Source organism: Pseudomonas sp. SJZ080 (assembly GCF_007828295.1).
Lineage (GTDB): Bacteria > Pseudomonadota > Gammaproteobacteria > Pseudomonadales > Pseudomonadaceae > Aquipseudomonas > Aquipseudomonas migulae_A.
Map to the genome: position 1 here is coordinate 16,118 of NZ_VIUK01000042.1, position 13,294 is coordinate 29,411.

A 13,294-nucleotide genomic window follows, 5' to 3' on the forward strand; every position below is an offset into this window, starting at 1 on the left:
GAGCAAGCTCGCGCCTACGAGAGACAAAGCCCCCCCTTTGCGAGACCTCATGAACCACAGCATCGACCAAAGCCATCGCGACCCGGACCTGTTCGGTCTGCTGTACGGTTTCAGTTTTCGTCCCGGCGAACGCGGTCGGGAAATCGATTCGGCCATGGCGTTGCGGTCCCTGCAGCAGCCGGGCGACAGCGATGAGTTTCTCTGGTTGCACCTGAACCTCGCTCACGCCGCGTGCGAACGCTGGATGAAAAGTCATCTGGAATTGCCCGACGAGTTTTTCGAAGCCTTGCATGAAGGCTCGCGCTCGACGCGCATCGAGCATGTCGATTCGGCCTTGCTGGCGGTGGTCAACGACGTGGTGTTCAACCTCAGCAGTATGGTCTCCTCGGATGTGTCGACGCTGTGGGTGTGCGCCCGCAGTCGGCTGATCATCAGCGCGCGCCTGCAACCGCTGCACTCGGTGGACAAGCTGCGTTCGTCGGTGAAGGCCGGTGAATGCTTTCGCTCGCCGCTGGAATTACTGGTGCATTTGCTGCGTGATCAGGGTGAAGTGCTGACGCAGATCGTGCGAAAGACCAGCCTCAGTGTCGATCAGATCGAAGATGAGTTGCTGTCTTCGCGGCTGTCGACCAACCGCGCCGAGCTGGGCGCCAATCGCCGGGTGCTGGTGCGTTTGCAACGGCTGCTGGCGCTGGAGCCGGGCTCGTTGCTGCGCTTGCTCAATCGCCCTCCGCAATGGTTGCAGAAGGAAGACGTGAAGGAGTTGCGCAAATCCACCGAGGAGTTCGCACTGATCATCAACGACCTCACGGCATTGGGTGAGCGGATCAAGCTGTTGCAGGAAGAGATTGCCGCCAACCTCAACGAGCAAAGCAACCGCACGCTGTTTACCCTGACGGTGGTGACGGTGCTGGCGTTGCCGATCAACATCATTGCCGGTTTTTTTGGCATGAACGTGGGGGGCGTGCCGCTATCCCAGGATCCGGAGGGGTTCTGGATTCTGGTGGCCTTGGTCGCGACGTTTACCTTGATTGCAGGGCGGTGGGCGTTTCGCAAGCGCCAGGATTATTAAGATCAAAAAGATTCTGCTTTTAGATCAACGAAACGACAAAAACCCCAAACCCTGACTTAACGCAACTCCTCTGTAACATCCAGCAACGATCATGGGCGACACTCCTTCCCTCCCCAGGATTGCCCGTCATGGCCACGCCTTCCTACACCGTCCAGACTCAGGCTCCCGCCAGCGGCGCCAGACCGCAGTTCGACAAGAAACCTGGCCTGTTCACCCTGGTAATTTTCTTCGGCGTGCTGGCCTGCGGACTGCTGTTCACCGCGTACAGCCTGATGCACGACATGAGCGAACTCGGTACGGTGGTCACCACCTGGACGCCATTTCTGTTGCTGGGCGTGGCGCTGCTGATCGCGCTGGGTTTTGAGTTCGTCAACGGTTTCCACGACACCGCCAACGCGGTGGCCACGGTGATTTACACCAACTCGATGCCACCGAATGTCGCGGTGGCCTGGTCGGGGTTCTTCAATTTCCTCGGGGTATTGCTGTCCAGCGGCGCAGTGGCGTTCGGCATCATTGCCCTGCTGCCGGTGGAGCTGATTCTGCAAGTCGGTTCGTCCGCCGGGTTCGCGATGATTTTCGCCCTGCTGATCGCCGCGATTCTGTGGAACCTCGGCACCTGGTGGCTGGGTTTACCCGCGTCTTCATCACACACACTGATCGGTTCGATCATTGGTGTCGGTGTGGCCAATGCCCTGATGAATGGCCGCGACGGCACCAGCGGCGTGGACTGGGCGCAGGCCATAAAAATCGGTTACGCGCTGCTGCTCTCGCCGCTGGTCGGTTTTGGTTTTGCCGCGCTGTTGCTGCTGGCCTTGCGCGCCTTCGTCAAGAATCGTGCGCTGTACAAGGCGCCGAAAGGCAACACGCCGCCACCGTGGTGGATTCGCGGCATGCTGATCGTGACCTGCACGGGCGTGTCGTTCGCCCACGGTTCCAACGATGGCCAGAAAGGCATGGGCCTGATCATGCTGATTCTGGTCGGCACGCTGCCAATGGCTTATGCGCTGAACCGCACCATGCCGGCCGATCAAGCCTTGCAGTTCGCCGCCGTCGCCGAAGTCACCCAGCAAGCGTTGGTGAAAAGTACGCCGCTGCCGGCACCGGCAGACCCGCGTCCGGTGCTGTCCGACTACGTACGCAGCAAGGAGGCCACGCCGCAATTGATCCCGGCCCTCGCCGCGCTTACCGGCCGTATCGGCGCCGAGGTCAAGGGGTACGGCTCGCTGTCCAAAGTGCCCGCCGAAGCCGTGAGTAACGTGCGTAACGACATGTACCTGACCAGCGAAACCATTCGCCTGATGGACAAGAACAAGGTCGGCAACTTCGACGCCGACACCCGCGACAAGCTGCAACTGTTCAAGCAGCAAATCGACAACTCGACGCGGTTTATCCCGCTGTGGGTGAAAATCGCGGTGGCGATTGCGCTGGGCCTGGGCACCATGGTCGGCTGGAAACGCATCGTGGTGACGGTCGGCGAGAAGATCGGCAAGAGTCACCTGACCTATGCGCAAGGCGCCTCGGCGGAGACCGTGGCCATGCTCACCATCGGCGCGGCGGACATGTTCGGGCTGCCCGTGTCGACTACCCATGTGCTGTCTTCGGGGGTGGCCGGGACCATGGTCGCCAACGGCGGCGGCTTGCAGATGAAGACCATCCGCAATCTGCTGATGGCCTGGGTGCTGACCCTGCCGGCGGCGATTATGCTGTCGGGCAGTTTGTATTGGTTGTTCACCCAAATCTTCTAGCCCCAACACACCCTGTGGGAGCGGGCTTGCTCGCGAAGAACGATAACGCGGTCACTTGGCCAGACCGCGTTATCGTTCTTCGCGAGCAAGCCCGCTCCCACAGGGATTTTTTTCGCCTGGAGAATGCTTTTCGTCGCAAATTCAGGGGATTGCGCTTTTATTGAGCCGCCGCTCACCGGATTGCACTTCAGTTTGCTAACGTGTGGCCGACTCTTAAGAGACTCGATGTATTCAGGAGAGGAACCGTGAATCTGTACATCAATCAGCTTCAACATAAAGCTGACTTCAAAGAAGCCATCTATGGCGGCGACATCTTCCTGAACACACAACTGCGCGCCGCCAAGGAGCTGTGCGCGTTCGCCCAGGAAAGCATCACCGCTGCCTTCGACGGCGAGACCAACCACCAGGCGCTGCATACGCTGATGCCGGTGGAAGAATTCGTAGTACTGGTGACTCGCCTCAAAGGCCAGTTCACCAACAGCCTGCGTGCCAAAGAACTGATTCGCAGCTTCACCGACGAGATCGGCGCAGCCCCCGAAGAATTCATCTTCGACGTACCGCGTATCCGCGTCGTGCCCAACTACGACTACCTGCACGCGGGCGTCAGCTATGCCTACAAGCCGCATCGCGATACCTGGTACGGCGGCGTCGATTGCCAGATCAATACCTGGATGCCGGTTTATACGATTCAGCCTGACCAGACCATGATGATCAATCCGGCCTACTTCGATGCCCCGGTGAAGAACACCTCGGCGCAATGGAGCCTGTCGGACTGGATTGACGTACAACGGCAACGCGCCAAGGACAACGTCAAGGAAGAGGCGCGCCAGCACCCGGTGCCCACCGAGGCGATCAATACCGCATCGGAAATACGCATCGCCGGCAACACCGCCGAGATGCTGATTTTCTCGGGCTCGCACCTGCACGGCACCGTTCCCAACTACACGCAACAGACCCGCTTCAGCGTGGACTTCCGCCTGATGCACCTCGACGACCTCAAGCACAAGCGCGGCGCGATCAACGTCGACAGCGCGTGCCCTGATGTCGGCGCCGGTTTCAAAGACTACTTCCACGCCCACGACTTCTCGAATTTTCAAGGAATCCAGCAATGACCAAGCGTCGCATCACGCCCGCCGAGGCCCAGTACAACGAAACCCGTACCAACGTTCTGAAACGGGTCGACGCCGAGTACGTGGCCGACGCGCCATTCGTCTTCGCCAACCGCATCGGCGTGACCGCTGCGCTGTCGCGTATGGAGTTGTTCAAGAAGGTGGCTGAAGTACCGGGCGCGATCATCGAGTGCGGCGTGTACAAGGGCAACTCGCTGATGCTGTACATGCACTTGTCGATGATTCTCGAACCGTACGCGATCAACCGTTCGATCGTCGGCTTCGATACCTTCGAAGGCTTCCAGAGCATCGACAAGAAAGAAGACCCGGCCGACGTCAACGAGACCATGTTCGCCGACACCGACCAGTCGCTGATCCAGGACATGATCGACGCCAACGACCTGCTGCGCCCGGTCAACCGCATCCCGCGTTGCGAGCTGGTCAAGGGCGACATCGTCAAGACCGTGCCGGAGTGGGTCAAGACCCGTCCGGACCTGGTCGTGGCCATGCTGATCCTCGACACCGACCTGTACGAATCGACCAAAGTCGCGCTGGAAACCTTCCTGCCGTACATGCCCAAAGGCGCCATCGTGGTGCTGGACGAAGTCGCCTACCGCAACTTCCCGGGCGAAACCAAGGCACTGCGTGAAGTGCTGGACCTGAACAAGATCGAGCTCAAGCGTTTGCCGTTTGATAGCTGCGTAGGTTACTTCCACGTCTAACGCCTAGCCCTGTAGGAGCCGGCTTGCTGGCGATCCAGACAACGCGGTGTGTCTGTTTCACCGCGTTGTCTGGATCGCCAGCAAGCCGGCTCCTACATGGAACGCGTCATGTTTGCATTTATCCTTCACACGCCTGGCGCAGAAGGACCCGCTCCCGCACCACGTCATACGCCCAGTGGTAAACGTAGGTATACGGCAGGAAAAACAGCAACACGCCGATATCCAGCAGGAACGCCTGCCACAGGCTGACCTTCAGCCACCAGGCAATCAGCGGCACGCCGACGGCGACCAGACCGCCTTCAAAGAGCAGCGCATGAACGACTCGCGTCCAAGCGTTGTGCGCGATGTCGAAACGCTGCAGCACACGATCGAAAATCCCGTTGAACACCACGTTCCATGCCAGCGCCAACGCTGCGATCACGACGGTGACGACGCCCATGTCGAGCATCGGTTTGTCCATGATCCATGCCAGCAACGGGGTGCAGATCAAAATGGCCAACAGCTCAAAGCCGATGGCCTGGAAAATACGTTCGGTGATGGATTTTTGCATGTTCATGAGCAGAGCTCCTGAGTGACTGTGGTTGCGATGATCCACTCTCACACCGATACTTCATAACCAATAACCATCGATCAAGGCGATAGTTCATGGCATCCCAGGAAGTGTTGCAGGCGTTTGTGCAAGCGGCGACCCAAGGCTCGTTTTCCGCAGCGGCGCGCAAACTCGGGCGCAGTCAGTCGACCATCAGCGCCGCGGTGGCGAGCCTGGAGATTGATCTGGATCTGATCCTGTTCGACCGCAGTAGCCGCAAGCCGACCCTGACACCGGCCGGGCATGTGATGCTGCAACGGGCCGAGGAGATCCTGGCGGCGACCAGCCGTCTGGAAATGACCGCCAGCCAGTTGGCTCAAGGGGTTGAACCGAAGCTGACCGTGGCGATTTCCGACACCTATCAATCCGACCGTTTCGAAGCGGCGCTCAGTGCGTTCGAGCAGCGCTATCCGGACCTGGAACTCGAATGCCTGATCGCTGAATGCGATGACCTGGTGGCGCTGGTGCAAAGCGGTCGGGCGCATGTGGCGTTCGCCGAGCAACAAGACAGTTACCCGCCGGACCTGGTCAGTTCGACGGTGCAGGAGCGTACGGAAATTGCCTTGTTCGTGTCCCGCGAGCATCCGTTGGCAGCACTGGCGAGCATCGATCAGGACACCTTGCAACAGCATCGGGAGTTGCGTCTGGCGACCATCGTAAATCCATATGAAAGCCGCGCCAAGGGGCGCGTCTGGTCGGCACCGAGTTATTTGATGTTGTTGGAAATGGCTCAGGGCGGGTTCGGTTGGGCACCGTTACCGCGATGGCTGGTGGGGCGGTTCGGCGCCGGGACATTGCAGGAGTTGAACGTGCGCGGGTGGCCGAAACCGCTGTTCGTCGATGCACTGTGGTCGCGGCTGCATCCGCCGGGGCCGGCGGGGAGTTGGTTGCTCAGCAAGATGTTGGAATAGTGGTGAGGCGTTCGCGAGCAAGCCCGCTCCCACATTCGATCCGGTTCATTTAGGAAGGACTCGGTCTAATGTGGGAGCGGGCTTGCTCGCGAAAAGGCCCGTCAGATCGCATCACTTTAACGCCTTGATCCGAGCCTCGATAAACCGCCGCTCCGGCACCTGCTGCGTCAATTCCAACGCCCTTTCATACGCCGTCCGCGCCTCCTCTACCCTGCCCAACTGCCGACAGAACTCCGCCCGAGCCGAATGCGCCAGGTGGTAATCGAGCAATTCGCCGCGATTCAGAATCCCTTCCACCAACGTCAACCCCGCCAACGGCCCATCGCGCTTGGAGATCGCCGCCGCACGGTTCAACTCGATCACCGGCGAAGGCACAGCCGCCAACAGCACGTCATACAGCCCCACAATCTGCAGCCAGTCGGTCTCCCCCGCCGTCGGCGCTTCGGCATGCACCGCGGCGATGGCCGCTTGCAAACAGTAAGGACCGAATCGCCGCGTACCCAGCGCCCGCTCGATCAACGCACAACCTTCGGCAATCAACCCGGCATCCCACAGCGAACGGTCCTGCTCATCCAGCAGGATCAGTTCACCACTCGAAGACGTCCGCGCCGGACGCCGTGATTCATGCAACAGCATCAGCGCCAGCAGGCCCATCACCTCGGGTTCGGGCAGCAGTTCCATCAGCAAACGCCCGAGCCGGATCGCCTCGCGGGTCAGGTCTTCCCGGGTGAGTTCGGTGCCGACGGACGCCGAGTAACCTTCGTTGAACACCAGGTAAATCACCCGCAGCACGCTGTCGAGCCGCTCGGGCAATTCCGCCAGGGTCGGCACTTGATAGGGAATTTTCGCGTCGCGGATTTTCGCTTTGGCCCGCACGATGCGCTGGGCAATGGTGGCCGGTGCGGATAGAAAGGCCCGGGCGATTTCTTCGGTGGTCAGGTCGCAGACTTCGCGCAAGGTCAGCGGCACTTGAGCATCCGCCGCCAGGGCTGGGTGACAACAGGTGAAGATCAGGCGCAAGCGATCGTCTTCCACGTCTTCGTCACTCCAGTCGGCCTGCTCCAGCGCCTCCAGTTGAGCGATCAACATCGGCCGGGACGCGGCAAACCGCGCACGGCGACGCAACACATCGATCGCCTTGAAGCGCCCGGTGGAGACCAGCCACGCCCGCGGGTTGTCCGGCACACCATCACGCTGCCAGCGCTCGACCGCGATAAAGAACGCCTCGTGCAAGGCCTCTTCGGCGAGGTCGAAATCGCCGAGCAAACGGATCAGGGTCGCCAGGATCCGCCGCGACTCCTCGCGGTAAACCTGCTCGACCCGAGCCTTGACCGACACCCCGGGCATCAGTCCTGCGTGCCTTCGGTCACCAGCGTCACCCGCCGATCCAGGCTTTGCCGCCGGCCATCATGGAGGGGCGACTCGAACTCGGCGGGCAGTTTCTTGCAAGGCTGCGAACTCATGGTGATCTCCCGGGTTGTGATTGTCATCAGGGGTTCAATTCACGGACAGGTCGCACCTCGACACAGCCGACCCGAGCCGCCGGAATGTTGCCGGCAACCTGGAGCGCTTCATTGAGGTCTTTGGCGTCGATCAGGTAGAAGCCCGCCAGCTGCTCCTTGGTTTCGGCGAACGGGCCGTCGGTGATCGACATTTTGCCGTTGCGCATGCGCACGGTGGTGGCGGTCTGCACCGACTCCAGCGCCTCGGCGGCGATCATGCGGCCGCTGCCCTGGATCGATTCGGCGTAGGCCATGCACTCGGCGTCGTTGGGACTTTCGGGCAGTGAGTGCAACGCCTGTTCGTTGCTGTAAACCAGGCATAAGTACTTCATGGGGCTCTCCGATCGAACTGATCAACTATGGCTGCAGTCTGGGGTTTTGGCGCTGCTTCCCGACGATCAGGGCTGCAGGTCGAACAGCGTGGTGCCACTCGTCATGTCGAACGGGGCCGACCAGTGTTCGTGGACGATGCGCCATTGCCCGGCCTCGCGACGATAGCAGGCGGTCACACGCATCCAGCAGGCCTGGGTTTCGCCCTTGTCGTTGGTGCCGCCGCAGTGGGCCAGCCAGTGGGCAAAGGCGATGTGCTCGTCCGCCACGACGTTCATGTGGTCGAAGTCGAACGTGTGCGCACCCTGGCACATTTCCATGCATTCCAGCCAATGCGCGCGGTAGGCGGCCTTGCCGCGGAATTGCAGGGCCTTGACCGCGTCGTAGGAGACGATGTCATCGCCATACAGGGCCATGATTTTCTCGACATCCTTGGCGATGACCGCCTGGCGATAGGTGTCGATCAGTGTCTCGATTTCGTGAGTAGCGTTCATGGTGGTTCTCCGTGTTTTTTTGTTTTGAAGACACCCTTAGTCGTTCGGCGAAATGCCGAATCGACAGTCGAAATAAAAATAATCCATGGGCGCAAACTCGCTAGAATCCAAGGCTCATTTGCGATGGAAAAAGGACCCTCCCGTGATAACCCGACTCGTGCCTTACGAAAGCCTGAACGCGCTCCAGCGCCAACAGGTCGAGGCCATCGAAGTTCACAAAGAACAAATCAAATTCTCCGGCGACATCCACGGTGCGTTGCACACCTTGCTGTCCAGACCCGGCCCCGGCGTCAAAGGATTTGCCCTGTTGGCCGATGACATCCCCGTTGCCTTCCTGCTGCTCAAACGCCCGCCGGTGCTGCCTGCCTGGGCCGATGAACACAGCGCGACGTTGCACGCGCTGCAAGTCGATCAGCGTCATCAAGGCAAAGGGCATGGCAAGGCCTGCCTGCAAGCCCTGCCCGAGGTGGCGCGTCAGGCGTTTCCCGAAATCAGGGCGCTGGAGTTGTCGGTGGACGCGGACAACGAGGCCGCCATTGCGCTGTATGCCAGATTCGGCTGGGTCGACAGCGGCGAAGCGTATAAGGGCCGGATCGGTTACGAACGGCGCATGGGACTGATTTTCTGAGGTGGTTATGCTCGACAGCATCGAAGCACTGGAAGCGATCTACGGCCAGCCCCACGACCGCGCCGTGCGCAAGCAAATCCCCTTTCTGAACGAGGACTATCAAGCGATGGTCCGCGCCTCGCCACTGGTGATCATCAGCTCGGTCGGCCCCGACGGCCTGGACGGCTCGCCGCGCGGTGACACGCCGGGTTTCGTGCGAATCATCGATGAGCGCACCCTGGCGATACCGGACCGCCCGGGCAACAACCGCATCGACACCCTGCGCAATGTGGTGCTCGATTCACGGGTGTCGCTGTTGTTCATCATCCCGGGGATAGGCGAGACGTTGCGGGTCAACGGCTCGGCGCAGATCAGCAATGAACCGGGGCTACTGGAAAGCTTCGCGGTCAACGGCAAACCGGCGCGTACGGTGATGCTGGTGACCGTGGAGGCGGCGTTTTTTCACTGCTCGAAAGCGATCGTACGGTCGGATTTGTGGAACCCCGAGAAGCACCTGGATCGCTCGGCGCTGCCGACGGCAGGGGCGTTTCACAAGCGGTTGAATGATGGGCAATTCGATGCGGAAACTTATGACCGGGAAGCGCCGGCCCGGGTGCGGGATAGCCTCTACTGATATCGCTCACACGATGACAATCCAATGTGGGAGCGGGCTTGCTCGCGAAGGCGGTGTGTCAGTCGACATCATTATTGACTGAGACACCGCCTTCGCGAGCAAGCCCGCTCCCACACTCGATCTTCGGTGTTCGATGGAATCTGGTTACAACGTCAGCACCATCTCATGCCACGCCATCCCGCCATGATCCGACGCGGAAGGCTTGACGTAGGCAAACCCGAACCCGGCATACAGCGGAATATGCCGCTCTTTGCACATCAGGTTGATGCTGGTCTTGCCCAGTGCACGCATCCGCTCGATGAACTCGCCCATCAAACGTTTCGCCAGGCCGTGCCCCTGATAATCCGGATGCACCACCACCGACATGATCACCACGTGCGGGCCGGCCGGGTCGTGGCCGATCAGTTCCTTGAACGCCTCGTCCGACATCTCCACCTCAAACGCCGCACCGGAATTGATGAAACCGGCTACGACGCCGTCCACTTCGGCGACGATAAAACCTTCAGGCCAGGTGGCGATGCGGGTGGCGATTTTCTCGCGGGTGGCAGCTTCGTCGCCTTCGTAGGCAACGGTTTCGATGGCGTAGCAGCGGTCCAGGTCAGCGGGGATGACGTGGCGGATGACGGTGTTCATGGCGGCTCGGAATCAGCGGGGGAAAGGCTGGGGATCATAAATCAGCGTCGGCACGACATCGAGAGGCGAATCGCTGATCCGCCTCTCGACCCAGACATTACGCCTTGATCGGCAACCAGATTTCCAGCTTGCCGGTGTTGAGCTTCGGGTTGAAGTCTTCGCTGTAGCGTTCGAATTCCGGGGCGTCCGCCGCTTCTTTACCGGACTGTGGCAGCCAGGTTTTCCAAATGTACTGAAACGTCGCGGGCAATTGGTCCAGCGCGCCTTTGTGCTCGAACACTGCGTAATGCTGGGGTTGAACTTCGACCCATCGGTACTTTTCGGGCAAGTCGTCCAGCTTGCTGATTTCAACGCCTGCGATGTATTCGAAGCCGCCCATGCCATCCGGATTGCAGCAGATGCCGTAGGTCACTTCGCTTTTCTGACCGGGAATCCTGCCGATTTCGGGAATGAATTTCTCCCAAAGATCGGGGATCTGTTTGGATGTGTCCTGAGTAAATCGACCACCAAGCCCCGCAATGAGCAGAAAGTGCCCGTGTTCAAAACGTGGTTCGTCCGGTTTTACTTCTGGTTGCTCATCCATGACTCGACTCCTGGGATCAAAAAAGTGGGTTCGGCTGGGAGTATAGAAGCCAAACCCCATTCGCCCAATTACAGTGCATGCAACGCCTCGACGGCGCCCGTGCCAACGAACTCGTTATAACCCGATAGAATCACGTACACCGCGAAATAGCAGAAGATCGCCGCCGATGCCATGTAGGAGTAACGCAGCAGTTTGTCACCGAGCAACTTGCCGCCATGGCTCGCTGCGAAGCACAAACCTACGCACCAGAGGATGCCGGCGCAGAGAAAACCGCCAAGAAACAGCGCCGAACTGAGGGCACCACCGCCGCCGGAACGCGCAATCAGTGTGCCGCCTACCGCGGCAAACCAGAGAATCGCGCTGGGTGACGACATCGCGAGGAAAATGCCGCGTAAAAATTCTTTGCGGTGGGAGTTGTGTCCGACCTCCGCGGTTTCTGCCAGCAGTGCCTCATGGTGAATGGCCGAATAGATCATCTTCGCCGCGAAGTACACCAGCAACGCCGAACCGCCGATCCACAGCACCCAGCGCACGGTTTCGTATTGCAGCAGGACGGTCATGCCGGCCAGTGCCAGCACCGCGTAAATCAGGTCGCCGACGCAGGTGCCCAACCCCAGCGCAAAGCCTTGAAAATAGCCGCGTTGCATCGCAAGGGTGATCATCGCAATATTGGCCACGCCAATGTCCAGGCACAAAGAAAGGCTCAGCAAGAAGCCGCTGCTAAATTCCATCGACCGATTTCCTTCGGAAAAATTTGTTTACACACTCGCTGGACAGTGTGCCATGCCACCCCTTATCTTCCGCAACAGGTCACCGCAGTGACCAGCGTCGCTCGGACGGTTCCGGGCGCTCACGTTATCCGAGGCAACAATGGCTAACCCAGGTTCGCCGCGCCGCTTTGCGCGCATAGATCGACTCCCCCCTTACGTTTTCAACATCACTGCCGAGCTGAAGATGGCCGCCCGTCGTCGTGGCGAAGACATCATCGACTTCAGCATGGGCAACCCCGACGGCCCGACGCCGCCGCACATTGTCGAAAAACTCGTCACCGTCGCCCAGCGCGAAGACACCCACGGCTACTCCACGTCCAAAGGGATTCCGCGCCTGCGTCGGGCGATTTCCAACTGGTACAAGGAACGCTACGAGGTCGATATCGACCCGGAAAGCGAAGCCATCGTGACCATCGGTTCCAAGGAAGGCCTGGCGCACTTGATGCTGGCCACCCTGGACCAGGGCGACACCGTGCTGGTGCCGAACCCGAGCTACCCGATTCACATTTACGGCGCGGTGATTGCCGGCGCCCAGGTGCGTTCGGTGCCGCTGATTCCGGGCGTGGACTTCTTCGCCGAACTGGAACGGGCGATTCGCGGGTCCATCCCGAAACCGAAAATGATGATCCTCGGCTTCCCGTCCAACCCGACCGCGCAGTGTGTGGAACTGGACTTCTTCGAGCGGGTGATTGCCCTCGCCAAACAGTACGACGTGCTGGTGGTGCATGACCTGGCCTACGCCGACATCGTCTACGACGGCTGGAAAGCCCCGTCGATCATGCAAGTGCCGGGCGCCAAGGACATCGCGGTGGAGTTTTTCACCCTGTCCAAAAGCTACAACATGGCGGGTTGGCGGATCGGTTTCATGGTCGGCAACCCGGAACTGGTCAACGCCCTGGCGCGGATCAAGAGTTACCACGACTACGGCACCTTCACCCCGCTGCAGGTTGCCGCCATTGCGGCGCTGGAAGGCGATCAGCAGTGCGTCAAGGACATCGCCGAGCAGTACCGGCAGCGTCGCAACGTGCTGGTCAAAGGCCTGCATGAACTGGGCTGGATGGTGGAAAACCCGAAAGCGTCGATGTACGTCTGGGCGAAGATCCCCGAGGCGTATGCGCACCTGGGCTCGCTGGAGTTCGCCAAGAAACTGCTGGCCGAAGCCAAGGTGTGCGTCTCGCCGGGCGTGGGGTTTGGTGAGTATGGGGATGATCATGTGCGCTTCGCGTTGATCGAAAACCAGGACCGGATTCGTCAGGCCGTGCGCGGGATTCGCGGGATGTTCCGCACGGATGGGCTGATCGCAAAAACCAACCCCTGACACCTGTAGGAGCCGGCTTGCTGGCGATGCAGACGACTCGGTTTAACGCCTGACCGAGTCGCTTCCATCGCCAGCAAGCCGGCTCCTACAAACGCGTTGCGGTAAAGCAGCAGAATGAAGCCCAGGCCTACAACGGACAGATTCGTCAGGCCGTGCGCGGGATTCGCCGGATGTTCCGGGCGGATGGGCTGATCGCAAAAACCAACGCCTGACACCTGTAGGAGCCGGCTTGCTGGCGATGCAGGCGACTCGGTTTAACGCCTAACCGAGTCGAT

Annotated in this window: 15 protein-coding genes; 8 read left to right on the plus strand and 7 right to left on the minus strand. The window is 60.2% G+C overall.

The features are described from left to right. Window positions 1–49: 49 nt before the first annotated feature. The 4 genes from FBY04_RS30900 to FBY04_RS30915 all read left to right on the plus strand — a co-directional run bounded on the left by FBY04_RS30900 (window position 50) and on the right by FBY04_RS30915 (window position 4,648). Window positions 50–1,072 (plus strand): transporter, encoded by a 1,023-nt coding sequence (locus FBY04_RS30900; RefSeq protein WP_084322744.1) that lies wholly within the window; start codon window positions 50–52, stop codon window positions 1,070–1,072. A 128-nt stretch (window positions 1,073–1,200) separates the two neighbouring features. After that, window positions 1,201–2,817 (plus strand): inorganic phosphate transporter, encoded by a 1,617-nt coding sequence (locus tag FBY04_RS30905; protein ID WP_145319330.1) that lies wholly within the window; start codon window positions 1,201–1,203, stop codon window positions 2,815–2,817. A gap of 245 nt (window positions 2,818–3,062) precedes the next feature. Then, window positions 3,063–3,929 (plus strand): hypothetical protein, encoded by an 867-nt coding sequence (locus FBY04_RS30910; protein ID WP_145319333.1) that lies wholly within the window; start codon window positions 3,063–3,065, stop codon window positions 3,927–3,929. After that, a complete protein-coding gene (locus FBY04_RS30915) occupies window positions 3,926–4,648 on the plus strand; it encodes a TylF/MycF/NovP-related O-methyltransferase (protein WP_056725897.1) in 723 nt (240 codons plus the stop codon). The genes FBY04_RS30910 and FBY04_RS30915 overlap by 4 nt, the downstream gene beginning before the upstream one ends. 118 nt (window positions 4,649–4,766) lie before the next feature. On the opposite strand, the gene FBY04_RS30920 is transcribed toward FBY04_RS30915, so the two are convergent. Further along, window positions 4,767–5,204, minus strand: a complete 438-nt coding sequence (locus FBY04_RS30920; RefSeq protein WP_145319336.1) for a multidrug/biocide efflux PACE transporter — start codon at window positions 5,202–5,204, stop codon at window positions 4,767–4,769. An 89-nt stretch (window positions 5,205–5,293) separates the two neighbouring features. Here FBY04_RS30920 and FBY04_RS30925 point away from each other — a divergent pair, with 89 nt between their 5' ends. Further along, window positions 5,294–6,148, plus strand: coding sequence for a LysR family transcriptional regulator (locus FBY04_RS30925; protein WP_084322741.1), 855 nt, complete (start codon window positions 5,294–5,296; stop codon window positions 6,146–6,148). A 111-nt stretch (window positions 6,149–6,259) separates the two neighbouring features. Here the strand turns inward: FBY04_RS30925 and FBY04_RS30930 are convergent, their stop codons facing one another. The 3 genes from FBY04_RS30930 to FBY04_RS30940 all read right to left on the minus strand — a co-directional run bounded on the left by FBY04_RS30930 (window position 6,260) and on the right by FBY04_RS30940 (window position 8,474). After that, window positions 6,260–7,495: an RNA polymerase sigma factor gene (locus FBY04_RS30930; RefSeq protein ID WP_084322740.1), complete on the minus strand. Its 1,236-nt coding sequence runs from the start codon at window positions 7,493–7,495 to the stop codon at window positions 6,260–6,262. A gap of 142 nt (window positions 7,496–7,637) precedes the next feature. Next, window positions 7,638–7,982 carry a YciI family protein gene (locus FBY04_RS30935; protein ID WP_084322739.1) on the minus strand — a complete coding sequence of 115 codons (345 nt, stop codon included), beginning with the start codon at window positions 7,980–7,982 and terminating at the stop codon, window positions 7,638–7,640. A 66-nt stretch (window positions 7,983–8,048) separates the two neighbouring features. Next, window positions 8,049–8,474, minus strand: a complete 426-nt coding sequence (locus tag FBY04_RS30940; RefSeq protein WP_145319339.1) for a nuclear transport factor 2 family protein — start codon at window positions 8,472–8,474, stop codon at window positions 8,049–8,051. Window positions 8,475–8,616: 142 nt separating this feature from the next. Here FBY04_RS30940 and FBY04_RS30945 point away from each other — a divergent pair, with 142 nt between their 5' ends. Together FBY04_RS30945 and FBY04_RS30950 are read left to right on the plus strand one after the other, a co-directional pair. Continuing rightward, window positions 8,617–9,102 (plus strand): N-acetyltransferase, encoded by a 486-nt coding sequence (locus FBY04_RS30945; RefSeq protein ID WP_145319342.1) that lies wholly within the window; start codon window positions 8,617–8,619, stop codon window positions 9,100–9,102. Between the two features lie 7 nt (window positions 9,103–9,109). Further along, a complete protein-coding gene (locus FBY04_RS30950) occupies window positions 9,110–9,715 on the plus strand; it encodes a pyridoxamine 5'-phosphate oxidase family protein (RefSeq protein WP_084322736.1) in 606 nt (201 codons plus the stop codon). Window positions 9,716–9,859: 144 nt separating this feature from the next. Here FBY04_RS30950 and FBY04_RS30955 read toward each other — a convergent pair whose 3' ends face one another. The 3 genes from FBY04_RS30955 to FBY04_RS30965 form a co-directional block, all read right to left on the minus strand. After that, entirely contained in the window at window positions 9,860–10,348 is a 489-nt protein-coding gene (locus FBY04_RS30955) for a GNAT family N-acetyltransferase (protein WP_145319345.1), read from the minus strand. Between the two features lie 97 nt (window positions 10,349–10,445). Beyond that, window positions 10,446–10,931 carry a GyrI-like domain-containing protein gene (locus FBY04_RS30960; protein WP_145319348.1) on the minus strand — a complete coding sequence of 162 codons (486 nt, stop codon included), beginning with the start codon at window positions 10,929–10,931 and terminating at the stop codon, window positions 10,446–10,448. Between the two features lie 68 nt (window positions 10,932–10,999). Beyond that, a complete protein-coding gene (locus tag FBY04_RS30965; RefSeq protein WP_084322733.1) occupies window positions 11,000–11,662 on the minus strand; it encodes a LysE family translocator in 663 nt (220 codons plus the stop codon). A gap of 139 nt (window positions 11,663–11,801) precedes the next feature. On the opposite strand from FBY04_RS30965, the gene alaC reads away from it, so the two are divergent. Then, entirely contained in the window at window positions 11,802–13,019 is a 1,218-nt protein-coding gene (gene alaC, locus FBY04_RS30970) for an alanine transaminase (protein ID WP_145319351.1), read from the plus strand. The last annotated feature ends 275 nt before the right edge of the window (window positions 13,020–13,294 follow it).